Annotated in this window: 23 protein-coding genes; all 23 read right to left on the reverse strand. The window is 43.2% G+C overall.

The features are described from left to right. A partial coding sequence (gene dapG / locus RAC86_RS15630) for an aspartate kinase (RefSeq protein WP_377885850.1) occupies positions 1-1,209 on the reverse strand: 1,209 nt, incomplete at its 3' end. Positions 1,210-1,300: 91 nt separating this feature from the next. Beyond that, positions 1,301-2,341, reverse strand: coding sequence for an aspartate-semialdehyde dehydrogenase (gene asd, locus RAC86_RS15635; RefSeq protein ID WP_072566285.1), 1,041 nt, complete (start codon positions 2,339-2,341; stop codon positions 1,301-1,303). Between the two features lie 125 nt (positions 2,342-2,466). Further along, positions 2,467-3,069 carry a dipicolinate synthase subunit B gene (gene dpaB / locus RAC86_RS15640; protein WP_061187482.1) on the reverse strand — a complete coding sequence of 201 codons (603 nt, stop codon included), beginning with the start codon at positions 3,067-3,069 and terminating at the stop codon, positions 2,467-2,469. Positions 3,070-3,071: 2 nt separating this feature from the next. Beyond that, the gene (dpaA, locus tag RAC86_RS15645) at positions 3,072-3,965 is read right to left on the reverse strand and encodes a dipicolinic acid synthetase subunit A (RefSeq protein ID WP_014113823.1); all 894 of its coding nucleotides are present in this window, start codon (positions 3,963-3,965) and stop codon (positions 3,072-3,074) included. Between the two features lie 191 nt (positions 3,966-4,156). Then, positions 4,157-4,414: a YlmC/YmxH family sporulation protein gene (locus RAC86_RS15650; protein ID WP_003238478.1), complete on the reverse strand. Its 258-nt coding sequence runs from the start codon at positions 4,412-4,414 to the stop codon at positions 4,157-4,159. 78 nt (positions 4,415-4,492) lie between these two features. Next, complete coding sequence (locus tag RAC86_RS15655; RefSeq protein ID WP_014113822.1) at positions 4,493-5,722, reverse strand: M16 family metallopeptidase; 1,230 nt, start codon at positions 5,720-5,722, stop codon at positions 4,493-4,495. 39 nt (positions 5,723-5,761) lie between these two features. Next, positions 5,762-6,721, reverse strand: a complete 960-nt coding sequence (locus tag RAC86_RS15660) for a polysaccharide deacetylase family protein (RefSeq protein ID WP_014113821.1) — start codon at positions 6,719-6,721, stop codon at positions 5,762-5,764. A 117-nt stretch (positions 6,722-6,838) separates the two neighbouring features. Further along, complete coding sequence (gene pnp / locus RAC86_RS15665; RefSeq protein ID WP_072566284.1) at positions 6,839-8,956, reverse strand: polyribonucleotide nucleotidyltransferase; 2,118 nt, start codon at positions 8,954-8,956, stop codon at positions 6,839-6,841. Positions 8,957-9,128: 172 nt separating this feature from the next. Continuing rightward, positions 9,129-9,398, reverse strand: a complete 270-nt coding sequence (gene rpsO, locus RAC86_RS15670; RefSeq protein ID WP_003154182.1) for a 30S ribosomal protein S15 — start codon at positions 9,396-9,398, stop codon at positions 9,129-9,131. Positions 9,399-9,554: 156 nt separating this feature from the next. Then, the gene (ribF, locus tag RAC86_RS15675; RefSeq protein WP_072182683.1) at positions 9,555-10,505 is read right to left on the reverse strand and encodes a bifunctional riboflavin kinase/FAD synthetase; all 951 of its coding nucleotides are present in this window, start codon (positions 10,503-10,505) and stop codon (positions 9,555-9,557) included. A gap of 18 nt (positions 10,506-10,523) precedes the next feature. Next, positions 10,524-11,453: a tRNA pseudouridine(55) synthase TruB gene (truB, locus tag RAC86_RS15680; RefSeq protein ID WP_014113818.1), complete on the reverse strand. Its 930-nt coding sequence runs from the start codon at positions 11,451-11,453 to the stop codon at positions 10,524-10,526. An 83-nt stretch (positions 11,454-11,536) separates the two neighbouring features. Then, on the reverse strand, positions 11,537-11,890 hold the full coding sequence (gene rbfA, locus RAC86_RS15685; protein WP_019258420.1) for a 30S ribosome-binding factor RbfA: 354 nt from the start codon (positions 11,888-11,890) through the stop codon (positions 11,537-11,539). A gap of 16 nt (positions 11,891-11,906) precedes the next feature. Next, complete coding sequence (locus tag RAC86_RS15690; protein WP_003220950.1) at positions 11,907-12,185, reverse strand: DUF503 domain-containing protein; 279 nt, start codon at positions 12,183-12,185, stop codon at positions 11,907-11,909. Further along, on the reverse strand, positions 12,182-14,329 hold the full coding sequence (gene infB, locus RAC86_RS15695; RefSeq protein WP_041520956.1) for a translation initiation factor IF-2: 2,148 nt from the start codon (positions 14,327-14,329) through the stop codon (positions 12,182-12,184). The genes RAC86_RS15690 and infB overlap by 4 nt, the downstream gene beginning before the upstream one ends. Positions 14,330-14,348: 19 nt before the next feature. After that, complete coding sequence (locus RAC86_RS15700) at positions 14,349-14,651, reverse strand: YlxQ family RNA-binding protein (RefSeq protein ID WP_003220946.1); 303 nt, start codon at positions 14,649-14,651, stop codon at positions 14,349-14,351. A gap of 1 nt (position 14,652) precedes the next feature. Further along, on the reverse strand, positions 14,653-14,928 hold the full coding sequence (gene rulR, locus RAC86_RS15705) for a glucose-induced regulator RulR (protein ID WP_003220944.1): 276 nt from the start codon (positions 14,926-14,928) through the stop codon (positions 14,653-14,655). 13 nt (positions 14,929-14,941) lie between these two features. Continuing rightward, positions 14,942-16,057: a transcription termination factor NusA gene (gene nusA, locus RAC86_RS15710; protein WP_072566283.1), complete on the reverse strand. Its 1,116-nt coding sequence runs from the start codon at positions 16,055-16,057 to the stop codon at positions 14,942-14,944. A 34-nt stretch (positions 16,058-16,091) separates the two neighbouring features. Beyond that, on the reverse strand, positions 16,092-16,562 hold the full coding sequence (gene rimP / locus RAC86_RS15715; RefSeq protein WP_003220940.1) for a ribosome maturation factor RimP: 471 nt from the start codon (positions 16,560-16,562) through the stop codon (positions 16,092-16,094). A 329-nt stretch (positions 16,563-16,891) separates the two neighbouring features. Further along, positions 16,892-21,205, reverse strand: a complete 4,314-nt coding sequence (locus tag RAC86_RS15720) for a PolC-type DNA polymerase III (RefSeq protein WP_072566282.1) — start codon at positions 21,203-21,205, stop codon at positions 16,892-16,894. A gap of 108 nt (positions 21,206-21,313) precedes the next feature. Continuing rightward, a complete protein-coding gene (gene proS / locus RAC86_RS15725) occupies positions 21,314-23,008 on the reverse strand; it encodes a proline--tRNA ligase (protein ID WP_072566281.1) in 1,695 nt (564 codons plus the stop codon). Positions 23,009-23,040: 32 nt separating this feature from the next. Further along, positions 23,041-24,309 (reverse strand): RIP metalloprotease RseP, encoded by a 1,269-nt coding sequence (gene rseP, locus RAC86_RS15730; protein WP_072182690.1) that lies wholly within the window; start codon positions 24,307-24,309, stop codon positions 23,041-23,043. Between the two features lie 6 nt (positions 24,310-24,315). Then, positions 24,316-25,467 (reverse strand): 1-deoxy-D-xylulose-5-phosphate reductoisomerase, encoded by a 1,152-nt coding sequence (gene dxr, locus RAC86_RS15735; RefSeq protein ID WP_061187474.1) that lies wholly within the window; start codon positions 25,465-25,467, stop codon positions 24,316-24,318. A 61-nt stretch (positions 25,468-25,528) separates the two neighbouring features. After that, positions 25,529-26,137 (reverse strand): phosphatidate cytidylyltransferase (gene cdsA / locus RAC86_RS15740; RefSeq protein ID WP_377885851.1); only part of this gene is annotated, 609 nt, incomplete at its 5' end.

The raw sequence follows: 26,137 nt of genomic DNA on the forward strand, positions 1-26,137 counted from the left end.
GGAAAGTTCAAACACTTCATGCAAAGCGTTTACAGCAGGTCCCATATCGGCTTCATGGACAAGCACCCATATCGTCGTATGGCTGTCAGCCGACTGAAGGATCGGAATTTCTTTTTCTGAAAGAGCAGAAACGATTTTCGATGTGACACCAGGAACACCCATAATGCCCGCTCCGACCGCCGATACTTTCGCGCAATTTCTGGTTACCATCGGATCATAGCCCATATCCATTAAAATACGCTGAGCTGTTTCTGTTTTATTCCCAGCCACCGTATATACGATTTCACTAGGTGTAATGTTAAAGAAATCGACACTGATTCCCGCATTCGCCATCGCCTTGAACACTTCAGTCTGAACGTTATACTGGCCAATTTTGGCAGGCACTTTGAACTGAGTGACATCTTTGACATGGGCAATTCCCGTAATCAGCCTTTCAAAAACATCGCTTCCGACTTTGGAAGAGTGATGCGATGTCACCAATGTGCCCTTATCTTTCGAATAAGTCGAACGGACACGGATCGGAACCTTGGCCTGCATCGCAATTTCCACAGCCCGCGGATGAATGACCTTCGCCCCTTGATACGCCAGGTTGCAAATTTCTGTATATGTCACGACAGGAAGCGGTTTCGCATTTTCCACCACTCTCGGGTCAGCAGTCATCACACCTTCTACATCGGTGAAAATATCGATGTATTCCGCGTCAACAGCTGCCCCGAGTGCGGCTGCGGACGTGTCGCTGCCCCCTCTGCCGATCGTTGTTGTATCACCCTTTTCAGTTGCGCCCTGGAATCCTGCGACGACTACAGCGTCATGATTCGCGAGCACACCGAATAAACGCTCCGGTCTCATTTCAATGATTTTCGCATTGGTATGCTGATCATTCGTTAAAAAGCCAGCCTGAGCCCCTGTCAGCGCAGCAGCTTTCACACCGTTATCAAGCAGCATGCTTGTAAAGACGACAGAGGAAATGGTCTCTCCGCAAGATAAAAGCAAATCCTGCTCCCGTGGAGAAATCGCTGACTGATCGCCGTAAAGCAGCCCCAGCAAAGAATCTGTAGCGTACGGGTCTCCTTTCCGGCCCATCGCTGAAACGACAACGACAACCTTATATCCTTCACTGATTGCTTCTTTAATATGCTCTAAAGCCAGTTTGCGGCCTTTATCATCTTTTACAGATGTTCCGCCGAACTTTTGAACAATTATCTTCACTGTTTTCACTCCAAATTATTCGGACGTAACAGAAGAGAGCAGGCTGATAGTGCCTTACTCTCTTCTATTCGTCTTTAGGAAATTCTCTCTATTATACGAGGTTTAGTTTTTTCAGGCTTTCTGCAATTTGAACAGAGTTCCATGCCGCGCCTTTTAATAGGTTATCAGAAACAACCCATAAATGAAAACCGTTTGCTCTGTCCAAGTCTTTGCGGATGCGGCCTACAAACACATCGTTTTTGCCGACGGCATCAGCAGGCATCGGATAAAGCTGTTGGCTTGGGTCATCCTGAAGTGTCACGCCCGGAGCTTCTTTTAATAGATTTTTAATATCTTCAACTGTAGCGTCATCACGGTCTACCTCAATGTAGACTGACTCTGAGTGCCCAGTTTGAATTGGCAGTCTCACACATGTAGCCGCTACTTGAAGGTCTGGCATGTGCATGATTTTTTTCGTTTCATTTATCATTTTCATTTCCTCAAACGTATAGCCGTTATCTTGGAATTTATCAATTTGCGGAATCGCGTTGAAGGCGATTTGATAGTGTTTTTTGTCACCTTTTACAGGCATGATCGCAGGCTCAATTTCTTCTTGATCTAAAATCGCCTGTGTTTGGCTGTAAAGCTCTTTTACAGCTTCATTTCCCGCTCCTGATACCGCCTGGTACGTTGATACGATGACTTTGTTTAAGCCGTATGCTTTGCGGATCGGTTCAAGAGCCGCAACCATTTGGATTGTAGAGCAGTTAGGATTGGCAATGATGCCGTTGTGTTCATGTAAATCTGCCTCATTCACTTCAGGCACAACAAGCGGTGTATTTTCGTCCATACGGAACGCACTCGTATTATCTATAACAATAGCGCCGCGTTTTACAGCTTCTGGTGCCAATGCTTGTGATACGCTTCCGCCGGCGCTGAACAAAGCAATATTTACCCCTTCAAAGCTCTCAGGAGAAGCTTCCTGAACAGTCAGCTCTTCGCCTTTAAACGTGACTTTTGTCCCCGCAGAGCGTTTTGAAGATAGCAATGTAAGTGTGTCCATTTCAAAGTTTCTGTCTTCAAGTGTTTTAAGCATTTGTTGTCCTACAGCTCCTGTCGCTCCGACAACAGCTACGTGTAAACCTCTTCCCATCTGTAAAACTCCTTCCGCCAATCAGCCTCATTGAATTGATTTGACTATGATTTTACGTTTTATTTTACCATAGAATATGCGGGTGATGACCGAATTTTTTAGTTTGGGAAAGATTTTCTGTAAATTTAGTCATTTCCCTGATAATTCTCAACCAAAACCGGCTGAAGCTGCTGATGCATTAGTGCCTTTTCAATGGTTTGCGGAAGCAGATCCATTTTGGCTACCATTGAATTCGGTTTTTTAAATGGATCGTCTTGCCCAAATGGAATAAAAAAGATATTTTTTGTTGACATGAGCCTCATTAAATTTGTTCCGTTTAAACCGAGAGCATCATTTGTCGAGATGCCAAGAACGACCGGCCGATTGTTTCGGATTGTCGCTTTTGCCGCCATCAGCACCGGACTGTCCGTCATGGCATTTGCCAGCTTGCTCATTGAATTGCCGGTTAAAGGAGCAATGACCATGCAGTCAAGGGGAAGCTTCGGCCCAAGGGGCTCTGCCTTTACAATTGAATCAATCGCCTCATATCCAGTCAAGTCTTCAATTTTTTTAACCCATTCTGCTCCCTCTCCAAATCGGGTATTTGTGGATTTCATGTTAAATGTGACAACCGGACGCACTTCCGCTCCTTCGTTGACCAGCGCCTCAATTTGCGGGAAAACCGCTTCATATGTGCAATGCGATCCGGTCAGTCCAAACCCGATTCTTTTACCTTTTAATGACGACATCCTTATTTTCCCTCCTCAGCTTGTATTTCAGCCAAAAGCTTGCTCAAGACGTTTGCAAGGATTTGCCCGGCTGTTTTAGGTGCGACAATCCCTGGAAGGCCAGGGGCAAGAAGTGCTTTAATCCCCTGTTTTTCGGCATATTTAAAATCCGTTCCCCCGGGACGTGAGGCCAGATCCAATATTAAGGTTTTTGGTGTCATGCTAGAAAGAACCGATTGATTTAAAATCATACTCGGTATGGTATTAATACAAATATCTATATCTTTTACATGCTCTTTCAGCTCATCGGTGTGAAAAGGAACGAGCCCCATTTCAGTGATACGTGCCAGATGCGCTGAACTTCTTGCCCCCACTTTTACATTCGCTCCAAGCGCGGCAAATGTACGGGCAATCGTCATCCCGGTGCGTCCTAGACCAAGAACGGCCACCTGAGATCCGTGTATCGTATAATCCGTGTGCTGAATAGCCAGCATGATCGTTCCTTCTACTGTCGGAATAGAATTGTATATCGCAATGTCATCCCGCTCAAACAGCTTAACAAGTTTTCTGTTTGCTTGAGCTGCAATGTTTTCTAAATAGGCGTTAGAAATTCCTGAGAAAATGACACAGTGTGCAGGCGTTTTGTCGAGATGCTCCTGTTTTAACACAACCTCTTCATTCGAAAATACCGTCGATACGACACCTTCTCCTGTTGTCGCAGACACTGGAAGAATAATGCTGTCTATTTGCTGAAAAGGAATTTCATCAATGTTGCATTTTACTGCTCCGGTAAAACCGTGATCCAATTGGTCAAAACCGACAAGGTAGATGTCAGCCTGCTGTTCAGTGAGCTTTCTAATAATTTCGAGCTGTCTTGCGTCACCGCCGATAACTGCAATTTTCAATCCGGTTAACATTCTAAACGTTCACCTTCTTTGTATATACTGGATCTCTAGTTGTTAAGCTCCCCTTCATCTTATGATCAAAAGGAAATACCGGTGAATTAAAACATGCGCTTTTTTCATATAAAAAAACATCGGCTGCCAAAAGCCGATGTTTCAGATGTTTACTTTAGAGCCCGCACCACAGTCATTTTGGGCTTTTTCATTTACTCTTGTCGAGGAGACATTTCCTCAGGTACATCTAATATGATCATATCTGATCCGATCTTTTGAATATGATGCCAGGGGACACGAATGTCTTGACCGTGTTTTCTCAAACCAAACCACTTAACTGTCGGAATGAGGAGTGCTGTAATCTGGCCATCCTGTTCATTGATTTCTAAATCGGTCTGGCCAAGCACTCCCAGCCGTTCAGCTCTTTTGATGTCTACAATTTCCTTTCCTGATAATTCACTGAGCCGCATGTCTGTCACCCCCTTGTACTATGTATGATCAAAGGGATAAAAAAATGCCTGCTCCGTTAAGGGGCAGGCTTTTCCTTTTTAAGACGGCATATTGCCGGAAGGGCTGATGAGTGCCAGTGCATAATCATCAGTAAACAATTGTCTGGCAAGGCCGTTGACACGCTCTAAGTTCACGGCGTTTAATTCATTGATGATCTCATCTAATGTTTTATGTCTGCCGAGCAGCAGTTCATTTTTCCCGTTTCGGCTCATTTTACTGTTTGTGCTTTCTAAGCTCAGCATTAAGCTTCCCTTCATTTGCTCCTTGCTATTTTCCAGCTCTTTTGAGGTAATGCCGTCGCGTTTTAATGTAGCAAGGGTTTCTTGAATGGTTTCTGACAGCTGCTGAAGCTGATTGGCACCCGTTCCTCCGTAAATGGTAAGCATTCCGCTGTCCTCATAAGAGCTATGATAGCTGTAAACAGAATAAGCGAGGCCTTTGTCTTCTCGGACATCTTGGAACAGCCGGCTGCTCATGCTGCCTCCGAGCACATTATTCAGGACAATTAAATCATAAATGCGTTCATGGCCAACCTGAAGGCCCTTAAATCCAAGGCACAGATGAGCCTGCTCTGTTTCTTTTTTTCTCGTCAGTTTTTCTGTGTAGAAATCGGGTTTCTCAAGGCCTGTCGCTTTGCCTTTCGCCTCGTATGACCCGAACCATTTTTCTACATCTTTGATAAAACTGTCAGATATATTGCCCGCTACCGAAATGACCACTCGGTCCGGCGTATAATAATCATGCATGTATTGTCTGAGAGAGTCACCATTGAAAGAAGCAAGCGTTTCTTCCGTGCCTAGAATTGGGTAGCCTAAAGAATGATTGCCGTAAGTGGCTTTGCTCAGTAAATCATGCACAATGTCGTCTGGCGCATCTTCGTACATTTTAATTTCTTCATATACTACATTTTTTTCTTTTTTCAGCTCGTTTTCATCAAACGTTGAATGAAAGAACATATCTGCTAATACGTCAAGCGCGTAATTCGCATGCTCGTCAAGCACCTTTGCATAGTAGCAGGTATATTCCTTTGAAGTAAACGCATTGACCTGACCGCCAATACGATCAAAAGATTCTGCTATCTCGCGTGCAGATCTTGTGCTCGTCCCTTTAAAGAACATGTGCTCTAAAAAGTGAGAAATCCCGTTTATCTCCGGCGTTTCGTGCCGCGAACCTGTGCCGATCCATACGCCGATCGCAACAGAACGGACTGTCGGGTTATTTTCCAGCACAACTCTTACACCATTTTGACACGTATATCGTTTAATCAAATTTGTTCCTCCTATTCAAAGACAAGCTGCCTGCATCTGTTACTTCAACAGTCTTGTTTCATCCATTAGTTCAGTGACTGTTCCAAGCGCGTATCCTTTATCTTTTATCTTTGTAATCAGCACTTCAAGACTTTCCGCCGTGGAGTCAGTCGGATGCATTAAAATCATGGCACCATTATGTATCTTGCTTAACACTCTCGTTTGAAGTACAGACGGAGCCGGTTTTTGCCAATCGATCGTATCAACTGTCCACATTATTGTTCCCATCTGTTTCTCAGCTGCAATGTCGACAACCGCTTTTCGTAAACTTCCGCTCGGCGGAGCGAACCACTTCGGCTTAACGCCAATCGTTTGTTCTATTTGCTCATTTGTCTTGTCGAGCTGCTCGGAAATTCTTCCTGTAGTCAGTTTGCTCATATCTGGATGATTGTATGAATGATTTCCGATTTCATGTCCGTCTTCCGCAATCTTCTTAGCGAGCTGTTTATTGTTCCTCACCCAATTGCCTTCTAAAAAGAACGTAGCCTTGACTTGGTGCTTTTGCAGGATAGGGAGCATTTTTTCCAAATACTCATTTCCCCATGCCACATTGATTAAAAAAGCCACCATCGGTTTGTCAGGATTTCCTTTATAAATAGGCTCAGGCTGAAGAGACTCAAGATGAACGTTTGGTTTTACTTGGCTGTACACCAGATCGTTTTCCCGAAACTCGCCGTGCTTTTTCATTTTTTTATATGATTGTTCAATATTGACCTTCAGTCCATTGTAGCCGGGAATGCTTTTCCACACTTTATCGACTCTGGCATCCTGGGGCTTGACTTCGTACTCCGGCGCTTTTTGAAGCAATTCTTCATATAACGGGTCTTTGGACGCCGTGACAGTCACCGTATCTTTTTTCATTGCCCCTATATAATCAAGTGTGTGCGGATTTTTCATCATCTCAAATGAGACAAAAAAAAGAAATAGAAAAACGGCAAACGGCACAAATTTTTTGTACATGTTCTGTCCCCCCTCACCTCACATTATGAAGGAGAAGGACAAGGTAGAACCCGCCTGCTTTTTAAAAGCTTCAAAATAAAGAAGCCGGGTCTCCCAGGCTCCTTTTTATGTTTTCATTTAAGATTGTTGTTCTTCTTTTTCTTTCTCTTCACGGAGCACCGCTTTACGAGACAAATTGACTCGTCCTTGTTTATCAATTTCAGTGACCTTGACAAGAATCTCGTCTCCGATTTTCACAACATCTTCAACTTTTCCTACGCGTTCAAGCGCAAGCTCTGAAATGTGCACCAAACCGTCTTTTCCGCTGAAAATTTCAACGAAAGCCCCGAATTTTTCGATTCGTTTCACTTTACCTAGGTAAAGCTGGCCGACTTCAACCTCTCTGACAAGGTCTTCGATGATTTTTTGCGCTTTTTGGTTGCTGCTTTCATCTGTTGAAGAAATAAAGATTGTGCCGTCCTGCTCAATATCAATTTTAACACTGGTTTCTTCGATGATCTTATTGATTTGTTTTCCGCTTGGCCCAATGACATCGCGGATTTTATCAGGATTAATGGCCATTGTTAAAATCTTAGGCGCATATTGAGAAAGCTCTTTTCTTGATTCGCTTAATGTCGCAAGCATGCTGTTGAGGATTTCCATTCTTCCTTTTTTCGCCTGCTGAAGCGCTTCTTCAAGAATCTCTCTGGAAAGGCCTTCGATTTTAATGTCCATTTGCAGCGCTGTTACGCCTTTTTCCGTTCCTGCTACTTTAAAGTCCATATCTCCAAGCGCGTCTTCCATGCCTTGAATGTCAGTCAGAACGGTGTAATGTTCGCCTGATTTGACAAGACCCATCGCAATACCCGCAACTGGGGCTTTGATTGGTACACCGGCATCCATCATTGCAAGTGTACTTGCGCAAATACTTGCTTGAGACGTAGAACCGTTTGATTCAAGCACTTCTGATACAAGACGGACAGTGTAAGGGAAGTCTTTTTCAGACGGAATAACTGGCTCAAGCGCACGCTCACCCAGTGCTCCGTGTCCGATTTCACGGCGTCCCGGCCCACGCATTGGTCCTGTTTCCCCAACGCTGAATTGCGGGAAGTTGTAGTGATGCATAAACCGTTTTGACTCTTCAACACCTAAGCCGTCAAGGATTTGCACATCTCCTAGAGCACCTAGCGTACATACGCTGAGGGCTTGTGTTTGTCCCCTTGTAAACAGACCTGATCCGTGCGTTCTTGGCAAGAGGCCGACCTCAGAAGAAAGCGGGCGAATTTGATCGACACCGCGGCCGTCCGGTCTTACTTTCTCTTCAGTAATCAGGCGGCGCACTTCATTTTTCACCAGCTTGGATAAAATCTGCTTCACTTGCTTGATTGTGTCTTCATCATGCTCTTCATCCTCGAATTTTGCCACAACTGTGTTTTTCACTTCATTAATGGCATCTTCGCGGGCATGCTTTTCATGAACTTGAATAGCTTTCAGCAGATCTTTTTCTGCTAAAGCTTTTACTTTTTCACTAAGCTCTTCATCAATTTCATAAAGCGCAATTTCTGATTTCTCTTTGCCAACTGCTGCTACAATTTCTTCTTGGAATGCAATCAGGCGTTTAATCTCTTCATGGCCGAACATAATGGCTTCAAGCATGGTTTCCTCAGGAACCTCGTCCGCTCCCGCTTCTACCATGTTAATGGCATCTTTCGTGCCGGCAACAACAAGATTGATGTCGCTTTTCTCAAGCTGATCGACTGTCGGGTTAATGATAAATTGATCATCAATGCGTCCGACAGTAACCCCTGCAATCGGTCCTTCAAACGGAATATCCGATACAGAAAGAGCAAGAGATGAACCGAACATGGCAGCCATTTCAGAAGAGCAGTCTTGGTCAACACTCATGACAATGCTGATGACTTGTACTTCATTACGGAATCCATCGGCAAACAAAGGACGGATCGGACGGTCTATTAAACGGCTGGCAAGAACCGCTTTTTCACTTGGACGTCCTTCTCTTTTAATAAATCCGCCCGGAATTTTTCCTACCGCATATAATCTTTCCTCATAGTTTACAGTAAGCGGGAAGAAATCAAGCGGTTTTGGTTCTTTTGAAGCGGTTGCTGTACTAAGTACTGCTGTATCACCGTAGCGGATCATCACAGCACCGTTTGCCTGTTTGGCAAGCTGGCCGGTTTCAACGGTAAGCGTTCTTCCGGCCCAATCTATGGTAAAGACATGTTTTTCTTGTCCCATACGATTACGAACTCCTCTCTTCGTTGTGTGAAATAATCAATTACTCCTATTATGAACGAAATGAATTGAACATATCAATGTCAAAGTAGTATGTAAAAGGATTTCAATGATTTGTTATAAGTAATTTCGCTTTAATACGATAAAAAAGCGGGAATCCTCCCGCTTTTTACGATTATCGACGTAAGCCTAGTTTGTTAATTAACTCACGATAACGAGTTACGTCTTTATTACGTAGATACGTAAGAAGATTACGACGCTTACCTACCATTTTAAGAAGACCGCGACGTGAGTGGTGGTCTTTCTTATGAGTACGTAAATGCTCGTTCAAGTTGTTAATTGAGTCAGTTAGGATAGCGATCTGAACTTCTGGAGATCCAGTATCAGATTCGTGTGTTTTGAACTCACTGATGAGTTGGTTTTTACGCTCTTGAGTAATTGCCATCCTGTTTCACCTCCAAATCATATTTAGCCCCAGTTACCTAGCAACCGTCGGTGACTTCGGATTGCCAAGCAATGGTTTTAAGACTACGAAAACTATCATACTAAAAATCGTGCCCATATGCAAATATTTTAGAATAAAATTTGTGTACGTTGCATGTTATTTCCGCAAATTGCTGAAATAACGGATGGCTTCCTGCTTATCCTTCTCAATTTGCTCTGTTAATTCTTTGATGCCATTGAATTTCCGCTCGCTCCGAATCCGTTTATACCATTCGATTTTTATAGCGGCTCCGTATACTTCCTGATCGAAATCAAACAGATTGACCTCGATTGAAGGCTGCTCCGGACGTTTTTCATAAAACGTCGGCTTATAGCCGATATTGCAAACGCCATTGTAAACTTCGCCGTTCACTTCCGCTTTCACGGCATATACACCCGTCGGCGGAACGATATAGCTGTTATTTAAACCGACATTTGCTGTCGGAAACCCGATGGTCCGCCCTCTTTTATCACCGTGAATGACAATTCCTTTTATAAAATAAGGCTGTCCGAGCAAGATATTCGCCAATTCAACGTCTCCGTTTTGAAGCGCGGTACGGATATATGAGGAGCTGATTTTTTTATCCTGCTCCGTTAATTTTTCTACCATTGTGCACTCTGCTTTTCCGTCTAAATCGTGCGGCATGGTTTCCATTGTTCCCTTGCCATATTTGCCATACGTAAAGTCAAAGCCCGCCACTGCGTGCTGTACATTAAGGCCGATAATATACTGGTCTGCAAACTGCTTAGGAGAAAGAGAAGCAAATACTTCATTAAATTTAACGACATAAAGAATCTCTGTGCCTAATTGTTCAATTTGGTTTATTTTGTCTTCCAGAGGCGTAATCAGATCCTTTGGCTCCTGATCCCTGCCCAATACATGAGAAGGATGAGGATGAAAGGTCATCACAGCTAATGCCAGACCCTTTTCTTCGGCTATTTGCTTCGCTGTCCCGATTACCTTTTGATGCCCAAGATGAACGCCGTCAAAATACCCTAACGCCATCACAGACTTTGCCTGCTCCTCTTGGATTAAATGATGAGGATGTGTAATATGTATCGTCTTCACAGAACGGTCACCTTTTTTCTATTGTTCGCTTTTTTGCATCAATACTTTTGCCGGCTTTAACAGCCCTTTTTTCGCAGGATGGGGGAAATAGATCGCCAAACAGCTTCCGGATTCAGTAAAGACGGCAATACGGTCTTCGCTTGTCATTTCAGAAAACTGCTCGGGCGTCTCAAGCAAAGCCCCATTTTCTACTTTCTTAGCTAATGTATCACTTATGATCCATTTCGGCAAATGATTGAGCGCACGTTCAATAGGAACTGTATGCTCTCCCACGGTTCCGGACTGGACCTGTGCTTCCAGTTCTTCAAAGGTAAAGCATTCGTCGAGAGAAAAATCTCCGGATGCCGTACGAATTAAATGAGACATATGAGCCGGGTATCCGAGTTTTTCGCCGATCATGACCGCCAGCGTCCTTACATAGGTCCCTTTGGAGCATGTCACTGTAAATCGGAAGCTTGCGGTTTCTTCATTATGTGTAATCTCTGTCGTCAGGGCGATGTCTTCAATGGTAATCATGCGTTTCGGACGTTCTACTTCAATCCCTGCTCTTGCGTACTCGTATAATTTTTTGCCGTTTACTTTTACAGCGGAATACATGGGAGGAATTTGTTCTTGTTTACCCTTTAAATTGTTTAACACCTTTTCTACTTCCGCTTTATCAATGTCTTGATTGACAGGCTTTGTTTCAACCGTTTCGCCCGTTTGATCCTCAGTTGTCGTTGAAAAGCCAAGCGTTATTTCCGCATCATACGTTTTAGACTTTTCAGTTAAGTATTCGACAATTTTTGTCGCCCTTCCCACACAAATCGGAAGCACGCCTGATACTTCTGGATCGAGCGTTCCCGTATGTCCTACTTTTTTTGTTTTTAACAGTTTTCGGATTTTCATGACACAGTCATGTGATGTCATGCCAACTGGTTTATGTAAAAGGAGAACTCCGTTAACCATTTGTCTTTCACTCCTTCTTTTGAGTTTTTCTCTTTAAAACATAGAAAAGAGGACAGACGATATACGCCTATCCTCTCCCTTTTTTATTCAGATGGTTTCTCTGAATGTATTTCGTGAATCAGTGTTTCGATACGATTTCCGTAATCGATTGATTCATCGAACTCAAATTCAATTTCAGGCGTTTTTCGAAGTCTGATGCGGCTGCCGATTTCGGATCGGATAAATCCTTTCGCTTTTGCCAGCCCTTTCAGCGCTTCCTCCCGTTTTTTCTCGTCACCGAGAACCGAGATATACACCTTTGCAATTTGCAAATCACCTGATACACGCACATCCGTTACTGTCAGAAAACCAATTCTCGGATCTTTCAGCTTGCGGCTGATAATGTCACCGAGTTCTTTTTTCATTTGCTCGCCAACACGGTTTGCTCTCATACTCAATTCAATCACCTCTAAGTTAAAACCACTCTGTTCTAGTGATCGTCCGTTCAATTTCAGGAAAAGAATCGATAAACGCCAGAACGCGCTGCAGTTCTTTTTCTGTTTGAACGCGAGAGGAAGAAACAGCGGCGATTCCGAAGCTGGTCCTTTGCCATGTGTCCTGATAGCCAATCTCCGAAATCGAAACATTGAACTTGTTTTGAACCCTGGTTAAAATCCGCTTCAGAACGGCACGCTTTTCTTTTAGCGATCCTGCATCATAAATGATGCATTCACACTCCGCAAATCCGATCACGTTCTTTCAATTTCTTGCATGACAAACGCTTCAAGGATGTCACCTTCACGAATGTCATTGTATTTCTTAATTGTAATACCACATTCATAGCCTTGTGAAACTTCTTTCACATCGTCTTTAAAGCGTTTTAGAACGTCTACTTCGCCTTCGAAGATGACGACGCCGTCACGAATTAAACGGAGGCCGCTGTCGCGCGTAATGGTTCCTTCAGTAACATATCCGCCGGCAATTGTACCGATTTTAGATACTTTGAATGTTTGGCGTACCTCTACTTGACCAATTACTTTTTCTTCATATTCAGGATCAAGCATACCTTTCATGGCAGCTTCAATCTCATCGATTACTTTGTAAATGATACGGTGAAGTCGAATATCTACATTTTCAGCTTCAGCCGTACTCTTAGCATTTCCGTCCGGTCTCACATTAAACCCAATAACAATTGCATTGGAAGCAGATGCCAAGATAATGTCAGATTCGGTAATTGCACCAACGCCTGTATGGATGATTTTCACTTTAACGCCTTCTACTTCAATTTTTTGAAGTGCGGCTGTTAAAGCTTCAGCAGATCCTTGAACGTCAGCTTTTACGATGATGTTGATGTCTTTTACATCACCTTGTTTAATTTGCTCGAATAAGTCATCAAGACTAAGCTTCGCTTTATCGCTGCGCTGCTCTTCAAGCTGTTTCGAAGCACGGGCTTCCCCGACAGAACGAGCTGTTTTTTCATCTTTAAAGACAAGGAATTGGTCTCCCGCTTGAGGGACATCATTCAAACCGGTAATTTCAACCGGAGTTGACGGGCCGGCAGTTTTCACACGGCGTCCAATGTCGTTAACCATTGCACGGACACGGCCAAATGTGTTGCCGACTACGATCGGATCACCGACATGCAGTGTTCCAGTCTGTACGAGCAATGTCGCAACTGACCCTCTGCCTTTATCGAGTTCTGCTTCAATAACCGTTCCTTTTGCCTGGCGGTTCGGATTCGCTTTCAGTTCTTCTACTTCACTGACAAGCAAAATCATTTCAACGAGTTCATCAATGCCTTTTCCAGTTAAAGCGGAAAGCGGAACAAAAATGGTTTCTCCACCCCAAGCTTCAGGGACAAGACCGTATTCCGTCAGTTCTTGCATCACACGGTCAGGATTTGCGGATTCTTTATCAATTTTATTCACAGCAACGATAATAGGAACCTCAGCTGCTTTTGCATGGTTAATCGCTTCTACTGTTTGCGGCATTACACCGTCATCGGCAGCAACAACGAGAATTGTAATATCAGTTACTTCTGCACCGCGTGCACGCATCGTTGTAAATGCGGCGTGGCCCGGAGTATCCAAGAACGTAATTTTCTTGCCGTTCTCTTCAATTTGGTAAGCACCAATATGCTGAGTGATTCCGCCTGCTTCTCCTTCAACAACCTTCGTTTTACGGATGCTGTCAAGAAGCGTCGTTTTCCCGTGGTCAACGTGACCCATGATCGTAACGACAGGAGGACGAATTTCAAGATCCTCTTCATTATCAGGCTCTTCGTATTTTTCCAGCTCTGTTTCTTCAAGCACAATAACTTCTTCTGTTTCAACACCATATTCTGATGCAATGAGTTCAATTGTGTCTTTATCAAGCTCTTGGTTAATGGTTGCCATTACGCCAAGAAGCATCAGCTTTTTAATGAGTTCTGAAGGCTCTTTGCCAAGCTCTTCAGCCAGTGCGCCGACTGTTAATGTTCCAGAGAATGTAATTTTCTCAGGAAGCTCTTTTTTCGGCTTTACAGGCTTTTGCTGATGTTGGTTTTTATTGTTGTGGTTGCGTTTATTTTTTTTGTTGTTGTTATTCTTCTTGTTTTTGTTAAATTGATTATTCTGCACGTCATTCTTCTTTCCGTCTCGAATTTTATTTGGTTGATTTCCAGCTGATTGCTGATTGATCCCTTGCGGCTGTTTGTTTTTGTTCGTTTCTGCTGGCTTTTGAGATTTAGCGGCTGCGCCGCCTTTTTTATATTTGGCATCAAGCTGTTTAATGGCCTTTTCCTCAAGCATGGCCATGTGATTATTCACTTCTAAATCCATGTTTTTCAGTGCGGTCAAAATTTCCTTACTTGAAACATTTAACGCTTTTGCATATTCGTATACTCTCATTTTAGCCATTCGTTCACCCCCAAAAATATTAATCGAGCAAGCTGATCAGCTTATTCGCAAAACCTTGGTCAGTGACGGCGACAACGACACGGGCTTCTTTACCGATAGAGCGTCCAAGAACCGCGCGACTCTCGACTTTTTTATAAGGAACTTTATAATAATTGCACTTGTCGGTTACTTTTTTCGCTGTGTTAGATGATGCATCCTCTGTAAGCAGGACAAGCTTTGCACGCGCATTCCTGATTTCTTTTATTACCAAGTCTTCGCCTGACACGACCTTACGAGCTCGATTGGCCAGACCCAGCAAGGGAAACCATTCCATTCCAGACATTTTATTTTTTCACCTTTTCCGCCAGTTCCAGCAATTCTTCGAAAATCTGGTCATCGATTTGTGATTGAAATTGATTTTGCAAAGTGTTTTTCTTTTTTGCTGTTAAGATGCACTCTTTATCCAGCGTTAAATAAGCACCCCGCCCGTTCTTTTTTCCGGTCGGGTCTACTGAGACTTCGCCTTCTTTTGAACGTACAACTCGGATCAGTTCCTTTTTAGGCTTCATTTCACCAGTCACTACACATTTGCGTAACGGGATCTTTTTGTGTTTATTCACCTAAGGTCACCTCTTATTCATCCGATTCAGCAGTTTCAGGCTCCGTAAAGAGCGGCTCATCTTCTTCTTCAAGTTCTCTCGGATAGATTCCAAGTTCTCTTGCGTCCGTTTCGCTCTTAATATCAATCTTCCAGCCTGTCAGTTTAGCAGCTAAGCGTGCGTTTTGTCCTCTTTTGCCAATCGCCAGAGACAGCTGGTAATCAGGAACAATAACAGTTGTCGCTTTTTCTTCTTCATTAACGATGACATCCAGCACTTTCGAAGGGCTGAGCGCATTCGCGACAAATTCTACAGGATCACTGGACCAGTTGACAATGTCAATTTTTTCACCTTTTAATTCATTGACGATCGCCTGAACACGCTGGCCTTTAGGACCTACGCATGAGCCAACAGGATCCACGTCAGGATCGTCTGTGCGAACAGAAATTTTTGAACGGTCGCCAGCTTCTCTGGCAACAGATTTCAGCTCGACAGTTCCATCATAAATCTCAGGCACTTCGATTTCAAACAAACGCTTTAACAGGCCTGGGTGTGTTCTTGACACATAAATCTGCGGGCCCTTCGTCGTTTTTTCTACTTTTGTGATATATACCTTAATGCGATCATGAGGCTTGTAGCTTTCATTCGGCATTTGCTCATTAACCGGCAGCAAGGCTTCAATTTTGCCTAAAGACACGTAGATAAACTTATTGTCTAGGCGCTGAACGATGCCTGTCATAATGTCTTCTTCACGGTCGATAAATTCAGAATATATCACACCGCGCTCAGCTTCGCGCACACGCTGTGTGACGACCTGCTTCGCTGTTTGAGCAGCTATGCGCCCGAAATCCTTAGGCGTTACTTCGATTTCAACGACATCGCCGACCATATATTCCGGATGGATGCCCTGCGCCTCTTCAATAGAGATCTCCAGCCTTTGGTCGTAAACTTCGTCAACGACATCTTTTCTTGCAAATACACGGATGGAGCCTGTTTCACGGTTTAAATCCACCCGTACATTTTGCGCTTGATTAAAATTCCGCTTATAAGCAGAAATTAACGCAGCTTCGATTGCTTCAATGATAATTTCTTTGCTGATGCCTTTTTCTTTTTCAAGAATCGTGAGAGCATCTAATAATTCACTGCTCATTTAACGGTCTCCCCCCTTAAAACATTTGTATTCATTAGAATGTAACAGCTAATCTTGCATTAGCTATCTTTTCATACGGAATATTGATCCGTTTCTTTCTTGTTTTGATCGTGATCTCAACTGTCACTGTTTGTCCATCAAATTCAGCCAGCTCACCTTCAAACACTTTTACGCCCTCAATAGGCTCATAAGTTTTAATATACACATTTTTCCCAAGTGATTTTTCGAAATCGGCTTTTTTCTTTAGCGGACGCTCAGCTCCCGGAGATGAGACTTCAAGAAAGTAATTTTGGCTGATTGGATCTGCCTCATCAAGCTTTTCGCTTAAAGCTTCGCTTACTTTGGCACATTCCTCAATATCCACACCGTCATCGGAATCAATAAACACGCGAAGGAACCAGCTTTGACCCTCTTTGACAAATTCAATGTCAACGAGTTCCAGCTGAAGGCTGTCTACGATTGGCTGAGCCATTTCTTGAACGGTGTCAGTCACTTTTTTGCTCATGTTCTTCCTCCTTGTGCTGTCGATATCATATTCGTCTCGTCACTCTGCATAAAAACCCTGCTTCAAGAGAGCAGGGGCTAAAAAGTAAACGATGAACATGTCGAGACAAAATTCTCTTGTTCAATACAAAAGAGCGGGTTTCCCCACTCTTTGCCTCGGTAATCGTTAGCATTTCCAATAAAACTATACCATAACCATATTTTTATTGCAAATGGATATACGCTTACCTTCATACCTAAGCAAATGACAGAAACTCTAATATTACAATGGCACTTTTTGCGGTTATATATGCATAGAAGCAGAATTTCGAGAGAAATTCTGCTTCTATGTTAGAACAATGACAATTGGTTTTGATCAGGCAGTGATTCGAGACAGCCATGACGATCTAAATACTCTAGAATCGTTTTTGACACTTTCCCTCTCTTTTGCAAATCTTCTTTTGAGAGGAATTCGCCTTCTTCACGAGCCTTTACAATGTTCAGAGCGGCGTTCGTCCCTAATCCAGGAATGGAGTTAAACGGCGGGATAAGACTGTTGCCGTCAATAATAAACTCTGTAGCGCTGGAGCGATATAAATCGACTTTTTGGAATGAATAGCCTCTCTCACACATTTCAAGCGCTAATTCTAAAACAGTCAGAAGGTTTTTTTCCTTCGGTGAAGCATCAAGTCCTTTAGAGTTAATATCCTCCATTACCGCCTTGATTGCTGTAGAGCCCTTGATCATTGTATCGATATCAAAGTCGTCTGCACGAACGGTAAAATAAGCCGCATAATACAGAAGCGCATGATGTACTTTAAAGTAAGCAATGCGGACTGCCATTAATACATAAGCCGCGGCGTGGGCTTTCGGGAACATGTATTTAATCTTTTTACAAGAATCAATATACCAGTCTGGGACATTGTTATTTTTCATTTCTTCTTCCCATTCAGGCGTTAATCCTTTTCCTTTACGCACAAATTCCATGATTTTAAAGGCAAGGGACGGCTCAAGGCCTTGATAGATTAAATAAACCATAATGTCGTCACGGCAGCCGATAACCTCACTCAGCTCACAAATATTATTGTGGATGAGCTCTTGCGCATTGCCGAGCCATACATCAGTTCCGTGAGACAAGCCTGAAATCTGAACGAGCTCGGAAAAAGTTGTCGGCTTTGTATCTTCAAGCATCTGACGGACAAATCGTGTTCCGAATTCAGGGATTCCAAGAGTTCCTGTTTTACAGCCGATCTGTTCTTCTGTAACACCGAGTGATTCGGTTCCCTGGAAAATCTTCATCACTTCTGGATCATCGGTTGGAATTGTTTTCGGATCAATGCCGCTTAAGTCTTGAAGCATCCGAATGACGGTCGGGTCATCGTGTCCGAGAATATCCAGTTTTAACAGGTTGTCATGGATGGAGTGGAAATCAAAATGAGTCGTTTTCCACTCTGAACCTGTGGCATCTGCCGGGAACTGAATCGGTGAAAAATCATAGATATCCATATAATCCGGAACTACGATAATACCCCCAGGGTGCTGTCCAGTTGTGCGTTTTACACCTGTACATCCCTGTACGAGCCGATCTACTTCGGCCCCGCGCATGTGGAGGTTATTGTCTCCGGCATAGCCTTTTACATAACCGTAGGCTGTTTTTTCTGCAACTGTGCCTATTGTTCCCGCTCGATATACATTGTCTTCTCCGAACAATACTTTTGTGTAATTGTGTGCGTGCGGTTGATATTCCCCTGAGAAGTTCAAATCGATATCAGGAACTTTGTCCCCTTTAAATCCTAAGAACGTTTCAAACGGAATATCATGGCCATCTTTTTTCAAAGGTGTTCCGCAATGAGGACACATCTTGTCGGGCAAGTCAAAACCGGAACCGACAGAACCGTCATTAAAGAACTCAGAATGCTGGCACTCAGAGCAGACATAGTGTGGCGGCAGCGGGTTGACCTCAGTAATCTCAGTAAGCGTCGCAACTAATGAAGATCCTACGGAACCACGGGAACCTACGAGATACCCGTCATCTAGTGAACGTTTTACAAGTTTGTGAGAGATCAAGTAAATAACAGCGAAGCCGTGGCCAATGATACTCTTTAATTCTTTTTCAATCCGCGCTTCGACAATTTCAGGCAGCTGTTCGCCGTAAATGCTTCTTGCACGCTGATAGCTCATTTCTCTGATTTCTTCATCGGCGCCTTCAATTTTCGGTGTATACAAATCATCTTTAATCGGCTTGATGTCATCGATTAAAGAAGCAACCTTTTGGGTATTGGTAACAACAATTTCCTTCGCTTTTTCTTCGCCTAAAAAAGAAAAAGCTTCAAGCATTTCGTCTGTCGTTCTGAAATGCACTTTCGGCAGTTCATGTCTGTTCAGCGGATTGGCCCCGCCTTGAGAGGATATTAAAATCTTTCTGTAAATTTTATCCTCATCATTCAAGTAATGAACATTTCCCGTAGCAACAACCGGTTTATTTAGCTTTTCACCCAATTTCGTGATATTCGCAATAATTTCTTTCAGCGATTTTTCATCGCGGACCAGTTCAAGCTCTAGCAAGTGACGGTACACTTCAGGCGGCTGAACCTCAAGATAATCATAGAATGCTGCGACATCTTCAACCTCTTCAGGCGATTTTTGCATCATCCCTTCAAAAACCTCTCCCCTGTCACAGGCTGAACCGATCAGAAGCCCTTCCCTGTATTTCTCAAGCTGAGATCTCGGGATACGAGGCACTCTGTAAAAATAATGAATATGAGAAAGTGACACAAGCTTAAATAAATTTTTAAGCCCCGTGCTGTTCACAGCGAGTAATGTTGCATGATACGGTCTAGATCTTTGATAAGCGTTGGACTGACCCATATTTTCATTCAGCTCATCATGGTACTGAATGCCTTTTTCAGCTGCGTCCTTCAGCATTTTCAGAAGCAAATAAGCAGTCGCCTCAGTATCATAGATCGCACGGTGATGCTGTGTGAGTTCGATATCAAACTTTTTACAAAGTGTGTTCAAACGGTGGTTCTTAAATTCCGGATAGAGAAAACGGCCAAGCTCAAGTGTATCAATGACTGGGTTTTTAGCTTTTTCGACTTCAAGAAGCTTTTTATAAGCTACGTTTAAGAATCCCATATCAAAGCTCGCATTATGAGCGACAAGGATATCATCGCCAATCCATTCTCTAAAATCTCTTATCACATCTACAACATCCGGAGCGTCGCGAAGCATATCATCGGTGATGCCAGTCAGCTCTATGATTGTTGCTGAAAGCGGACGATGCGGGTTCGCAAACGCCTCAAATTTATCAATAATTTCTCCGCCTTTTACTTTTACTGCAGCCAGCTCAATAATGGTATCGTATACAGCAGACAGTCCCGTCGTCTCGACGTCAAAAACAACATATGTTTCTTCCTCAAGCAGACGGTGTGCAGCGTTATAAGCAATTGGCACGCCATCATCAACGAGATTCGCTTCCATCCCATAAATCATTTTAATTCCATGCTTTTTGGCGGCAGAATACGCATCAGGGAAAGATTGAACAACAGCATGGTCCGTCAAAGCGATGGCCTCATGCCCCCATTTTTTCGCCTGTTCGACAAGCTTTCCAATACCCGTAACAGCATCCATTTGGCTCATTGGGGAATGCAAATGCAATTCCACTCTTTTTTCTCCTTCAGGAGCCGAATCTTCCCGGGTTTTTGCTTTTATTTCGTTTACGTCATTTGCGATCATGACGAGATCTCTGACGAAAGTGTCATTTTGAATGCTTCCGCGTGCTTTTACCCACATTCCTTTTTTCAGAGACTTCATTAGTGCCGCATCTTCTTTTTCACGTGCAAACATTTTGATTAAAATACTATTTGTGTAGTCTGTAATTTTGAAGATACACAGCGTACGCCCGCTTTTCAGCTCGCGGGTCTCCACATCAAACACGTAACCTTGGACTGTAATTCTCCGTTCTTCGTCCATGATGCTGTCAAGCGTCCGGATTTCTTCGTTATCTTTAATTTGGTAACCGATGACAAGAGGCCCATATGGCACTTGATCTTCATCACTTTCTTTATCTTTCTTCTCCATTTCAATCAGCGCTTGCATGGCCCGCTCTTGGTCTTCTGCAAGCTTTTGCTCCCGAAACTTTTGAACTTCTTGCTCGGATACAAATATTTCGGCATCAAGCTGAAGGTCTGGGAAACCAAATTGACGGTAGCCAGCTTGAATCATGGAACTGTATTTGTTCTTAAGAGCAGCCGCTTCTGTGTCTGTTTTTGTTTTGACAATCAGTTTATTGCCCTTCAGTTTCGGTTTTTGCTGGTTTAAGAGACTGATAATCGGCGGCGAAATGCCTTGCAATTCTTCAATGCATCGTGACCAGTAGTCTTGAACGATACTTTCACTGACCTCGGCATCCTGCACTTCAATTGAAGATGTCACTTTTGCTATGTGGGCAAACGATTGCGTCAGCCTCGTTGTTAATGTGTCATATATTTGAAAAGGCAGCAAAGATTTAAATTGAAAATGAAAATGCCAAGACTTAGAAGCTTTGTGTATTGTCAGCTTTTTAATCTCGCCATCTTCAAAATATGTCATGAAGGTATCATCTGTCATATTAATCTGCTGCAGAAGAATTTGAAACTGCCTTCTGTTTACTGATAACTGTTCCATTAAGACAGTATCCCTCCCTAAAAACATCATAAGTGAAGGTACCTCAGGCAATGAGGTACCTTCTATTATTTCTATTTTAACATGTTTTTTGCTAAATCGTTATGGTGATTACTGCTTGCTGATAAAAGCAGATAATTCATCTACTGAAACCTCAGTTGACTCACCCGTTTGACGGATTTTCACTTCGACAATTCCTTCGTCCGCACGTTTTCCGACAGTGATGCGGATTGGAAGGCCAATTAGATCTGAATCAGCGAATTTTACGCCGGCGCGTTCAGCACGATCGTCATAGAGCACTTCATAGCCCTCTGCTTTTAAATTGGCATACAGCTTTTCAGCAAGCTCTCTTTGCGAATCGTTTTTCATGTTCAAAGCAAGAATATGAAGATCATACGGTGCAACGCTTTTTGGCCATATTAATCCTTTTTCGTCGTGATGCTGTTCAGCAATAGCAGAAAGCGTTCTTGACACACCTACTCCGTAACAGCCCATCAGCATTGGCTGCGCGCGTCCGTTTTCGTCTAAGTATGTCGCATTCATCGCTTCTGAATAGCGTGTTCCGAGCTTAAAGACTTGTCCTACCTCGATTCCTTCCGCGAAACGGATCGTGCCTTTACCGTCTGGTGAAGGGTCGCCTTCTTTAATAAAACGAAGATCGGCAAATTCTTTAATTTGCGCGTCACGGTTCACGTTGACATTTTTATAATGATGATCTTCTTCATTCGCACCGGCAACAGCATTGACCATTGCTTTCACAGCATGATCGGCATATACTTCAACATCTTGATTGACACCGACAGGGCCGACAAAACCTGGCTCTGTTCCGAGCTGCTGAATGACCTCTTCATGTGTGGCAAGCTCCACAACTTCTGCATGAAGCAAGTTTTTCACTTTAATATCGTTGACTTCATGGTCGCCTCTTACAAGCACTAAGACAAAACGGTCATCTGCTTTAAACAAAACCGATTTAATGCAGGTTTCAGCGGAAACCTGTAAAAACGCAGTCAGTTCTTCAATTGTTTTTACGTTAGGCGTGTGGACTTTCTCTAAAGCTTTAGGCTCTTTATCAGAAGGGACTTCTTGATAAAGAACTTCAGCCATTTCGATATTAGCCGCATATTGTGATTCATCAGAATACGCAATTGTATCCTCACCGATTGCAGAAAGTGCCATAAACTCGTGCGTATCCTTTCCTCCCATTGCGCCTGAATCGGCGATGACAGGTCTTACATTAATGCCGCAGCGGGCAAAAATATTAGAATAGGCCTCGTACATTTTTTGATACGTTTCATCGAGGCTCTCTTCAGATGCATGGAAAGAATACGCATCCTTCATAATAAATTCGCGCCCTCTTAACAAACCAAAGCGAGGACGTTTTTCATCTCTGAACTTAGACTGGATTTGATACAGAGTCAGAGGGAGACGCTTATAAGATTTAACCTCATCGCGAACAAGTGAAGTGATGACTTCTTCATGCGTTGCCCCTAAAGCAAATTCACGGCCATGACGGTCTTTTAGTCTCATCAGTTCAGGACCATACGTATACCATCTGCCTGATTCCTGCCATGTCTCAGCCTGCTGCAATGCGGGCATAAGCATTTCTACGGCATCAATTTTCTCCATTTCTTCACGAACAATCTGCTGAATGTTTTGAATCACCTTATACGCAAGAGGCATATAGCTATATACCCCGCTCGTATTCTGTCTGATAAATCCTGCTCTCAGAAGAAGCTGATGACTTTTTGCTTCGGCATCAGCTGGAACTTCACGGAGCGTAGGAATAAGCGTCAAGCTTTGTCTCATTTCTTCGCACCTCTGATTGATTTACTTTTCGTTTACAAGAACAGCCGCTGGATATCGTTCCATGTGACGACCAGCATAAGAAGCATTAAGAAAGCTACCCCGATAAACACAACAAATGCTTCTTTTTCCCTGTTAATCGGTTTGCCCCGAATCGCTTCAATAAATAGAAATAACAGTCTTCCTCCGTCAAGTGCCGGAATTGGAAGCAGGTTGACAATCCCAAGGTTAATGCTTAAAAACGCAGCAAACTGGAATAAGTTCACTAACCCTGTTTTCGCCACTTGGTCTGTCATGTCATATATGCCGACAGGGCCTGACAGCATATCAAGTTTAAATTGGCCTGTTACTAATTTGCTTAAGTTGGTTAAAATGGCTTTGGTGACATCAACTGTTGATGTCGCGCCGTAAGCAACTGCTGAGAGAACACCTTTTTCAGTCGGCGCATAGGAACCGAAACGTCCGATTGTTTTTTTGTTCTCATCTTTCACAGCTTCCGGAGTCACTGCAATATGAAGCGTTTTGTTATCTCTTTTTACCGCAACATCCATTTCTTTTTCCGGATTTTCTTTTACAGCGGAGACAATGTCAGTCCAAGACCTCATTTTCTCTCCGTTAATGCTTTGGATATAATCCCCTTCTTTTAGCCCTGCTTCGGCCGCCCGTCCATTGTCTGTCAGCTGCCCGAGCATAGGCTCATTAGACGGTACACCTTGAATCAGCCCAAGCATCACTAAAATGACGTAAGCTAAAATAAAGTTCATAATCGGCCCTGCAGCAATCGCTTTAATCCGCTGCCACACTGGTTTGGAACCAAATTGGCGATTATACGGCGCAATCTGCACTTCTTCTCCGTCTACAATGAAAAAGGATGTTTCGCTGACAGTAAAGCTGGAAAGCTCATCCTCTTTCCCCTGTTCATAGCCGGTAATCTTCATGTCATGCTCTAAATCCGCTGTTTCCACTTCGATGACTAAAGCATCCGGGTATTTTTCCTTTTGATTGATGATGACTTTCTCAACTTGATCTTCTTTATTAAACAGAAGCCCGACCGTGTAACCAGGTTTCACCTCAATCATTTCCGGATCTTCGCCGGCCATACGGACAAATCCGCCGACTGGAAGGAGCCTGATCGTATAAACTGTTTCATTTTTTTTGAAAGAAAAAATCTTTGGACCGAATCCGATCGCAAATTCACGGCAGAGAATTCCCGCTCTTTGGGCTAGCAATAAATGGCCCAGTTCATGGAAGAAAACGAGCGTTCCAAAAATAATGATAAACGCTATAACTGTATTCACGAACATACCACCTTATGTGAGTATTGAATTGACGTATCCCCGGGTATCTTTGTCCACTTCTTGAATGTCCGCCAGGCTCGGTTTTTTCATTAACTGATGGCGGGATAATGCCTTTTCGATACAGTCTTCAATAGCCAAAAACGATATCTTGCCGGCTAAAAAGGCAGCGACAGCTACTTCATTTGCCGCATTTAGCACTGTCGGCATTGTTCCTCCTATTTTACCTGATTCAAAAGCAAATTGTAAGCATCGGAACCTGTCAAAATCAGCTTTCTCAAAATGGAGGCTGCCGATTTCCCATAATTCAAGCCTTTTCGCATCTGGTAATGGCAACCGGTCAGGGTAAGTGAGCGCATATTGAATTGGAACCCTCATATCCGGAGTTCCGAGCTGTGCGATCACACTTTTGTCATGAAACTCAACCATTGAATGGATGATGCTCTCCTTATGTAAAACCACATCAATTTGTTCATATGGTATATCGAAAAGCCAATGCGCCTCGATCACCTCTAACCCCTTATTCATCATTGTAGCCGAATCAATCGTAATTTTTGCACCCATTGACCAATTTGGATGTTTTAATGCGTCCTCAACCGTTACTGATTCGAGCTCCTCCCGCGTCTTGTCCCGAAAACTTCCGCCGGATGCCGTAATAATGAGGCGTTCAATGTTTTTAGCCTGTTCGCCTTGTAGCGCTTGAAAAATGGCCGAGTGCTCACTGTCAACAGGCAGCAGCGGAACATCGTATTTCTTAGCGTGTTCTTTTACTATATGCCCTGCAGTGACAAGAGTTTCCTTATTTGCAAGCGCGATTGTTTTTTTCTGTTCAATTGCCTTTAACGTCGGGATAAGACCGACACTTCCGAGCAAGGCGTTGACAACGATGTCAACCTCCTCCATCACTGCTGCTTCTATCAGTCCCTCTTCTCCCAGCCCAATTTGGCATTCAAAAGAAAAAGACATTTGTTTTAATTTATGATATGTATCCAGATCACCGACAGAGACAAACTTCGGCTGAAAGGCCTCTATCATTGGAACGGCCTTATCAATATTTCTGCCAAACGACATAGATACCAGCTGAAATTGATCTTGATGTGTACGAAGTACGTCAAGTGTCTGTTCGCCGATTGATCCTGTTGCTCCTAAAAGACAAATATTTTTCAAAGTTGCCACTACTCCTATTCTTTTTGCTGCATGATCAGTCTTATATTCATATTAGACTTTTTTATGAAAAAAGGGCAAGCAGAAAGTACAAGAAAGGCATGACAAACAAGAAACTGTCAAAACGGTCTAAGATACCGCCATGCCCGGGAAGAATCTTCCCAGAATCCTTTACATCGTAATGTCTTTTTAAGGCGGATTCCACTAAATCTCCAAGTTGTCCGAAAACAGACAAAAACAGCGTGATCAACAGCAGATAGATATACGGGACCGGAAGATGTGCAACAAGCTGAAAAATCGTCGCCAATACAAGCGCGATAACAATTCCACCTACAAATCCTTCCACTGTTTTATTCGGACTGATTTCAGGCCACAGTTTTCGCTTACCAAGCGCTTTCCCGACAAAATATGCACCGGAATCAGTGGACCAAATCACAACACACGCGTAAAAAATGTATGTTAATCCGTATTGGTCAATATTTCTGATTTCTATAAAATAATGAAAACACATTCCGATGTAAATTGCTGCCAGCGTAATAAAACCGACTTCATCAAAAGTAAAGGTGTTTTTCACCAACACTGTGTAAGTCAGCAAAAGCAGTACCGCAAACAAAGCGATTTCCATTTTTGAAATACCGTTCGCTTCAAAAAACGAATACTGGCTTGGCAATAA

The organism is Bacillus sp. LR_5 (assembly GCF_042709275.1).

Excerpts from the sequence above, each read along its gene's own strand:
- asd (WP_072566285.1), bottom strand. The coding sequence starts at position 2,341 with ATGGGAAGAGGTTTACACGTAGCTGTTGTCGGAGCGACAGGAGCTGTA.
- dpaB (WP_061187482.1), bottom strand. The coding sequence starts at position 3,069 with ATGTCGTCATTAAAAGGTAAAAGAATCGGGTTTGGACTGACCGGATCG.
- RAC86_RS15720 (WP_072566282.1), bottom strand. The coding sequence starts at position 21,205 with ATGGAACAGTTATCAGTAAACAGAAGGCAGTTTCAAATTCTTCTGCAG.
- pnp (WP_072566284.1), bottom strand. The coding sequence starts at position 8,956 with ATGGGACAAGAAAAACATGTCTTTACCATAGATTGGGCCGGAAGAACG.
- RAC86_RS15650 (WP_003238478.1), bottom strand. The coding sequence starts at position 4,414 with ATGCGGCTCAGTGAATTATCAGGAAAGGAAATTGTAGACATCAAAAGA.
- RAC86_RS15660 (WP_014113821.1), bottom strand. The coding sequence starts at position 6,721 with ATGTACAAAAAATTTGTGCCGTTTGCCGTTTTTCTATTTCTTTTTTTT.
- proS (WP_072566281.1), bottom strand. The coding sequence starts at position 23,008 with ATGAGACAAAGCTTGACGCTTATTCCTACGCTCCGTGAAGTTCCAGCT.
- RAC86_RS15700 (WP_003220946.1), bottom strand. The coding sequence starts at position 14,651 with ATGTCTGGAATGGAATGGTTTCCCTTGCTGGGTCTGGCCAATCGAGCT.
- dpaA (WP_014113823.1), bottom strand. The coding sequence starts at position 3,965 with ATGTTAACCGGATTGAAAATTGCAGTTATCGGCGGTGACGCAAGACAG.
- nusA (WP_072566283.1), bottom strand. The coding sequence starts at position 16,057 with ATGAGCAGTGAATTATTAGATGCTCTCACGATTCTTGAAAAAGAAAAA.
- truB (WP_014113818.1), bottom strand. The coding sequence starts at position 11,453 with ATGGTTAACGGAGTTCTCCTTTTACATAAACCAGTTGGCATGACATCA.
- rimP (WP_003220940.1), bottom strand. The coding sequence starts at position 16,562 with ATGAGCAAAAAAGTGACTGACACCGTTCAAGAAATGGCTCAGCCAATC.
- infB (WP_041520956.1), bottom strand. The coding sequence starts at position 14,329 with ATGGCTAAAATGAGAGTATACGAATATGCAAAAGCGTTAAATGTTTCA.
- rseP (WP_072182690.1), bottom strand. The coding sequence starts at position 24,309 with ATGTTCGTGAATACAGTTATAGCGTTTATCATTATTTTTGGAACGCTC.
- rpsO (WP_003154182.1), bottom strand. The coding sequence starts at position 9,398 with ATGGCAATTACTCAAGAGCGTAAAAACCAACTCATCAGTGAGTTCAAA.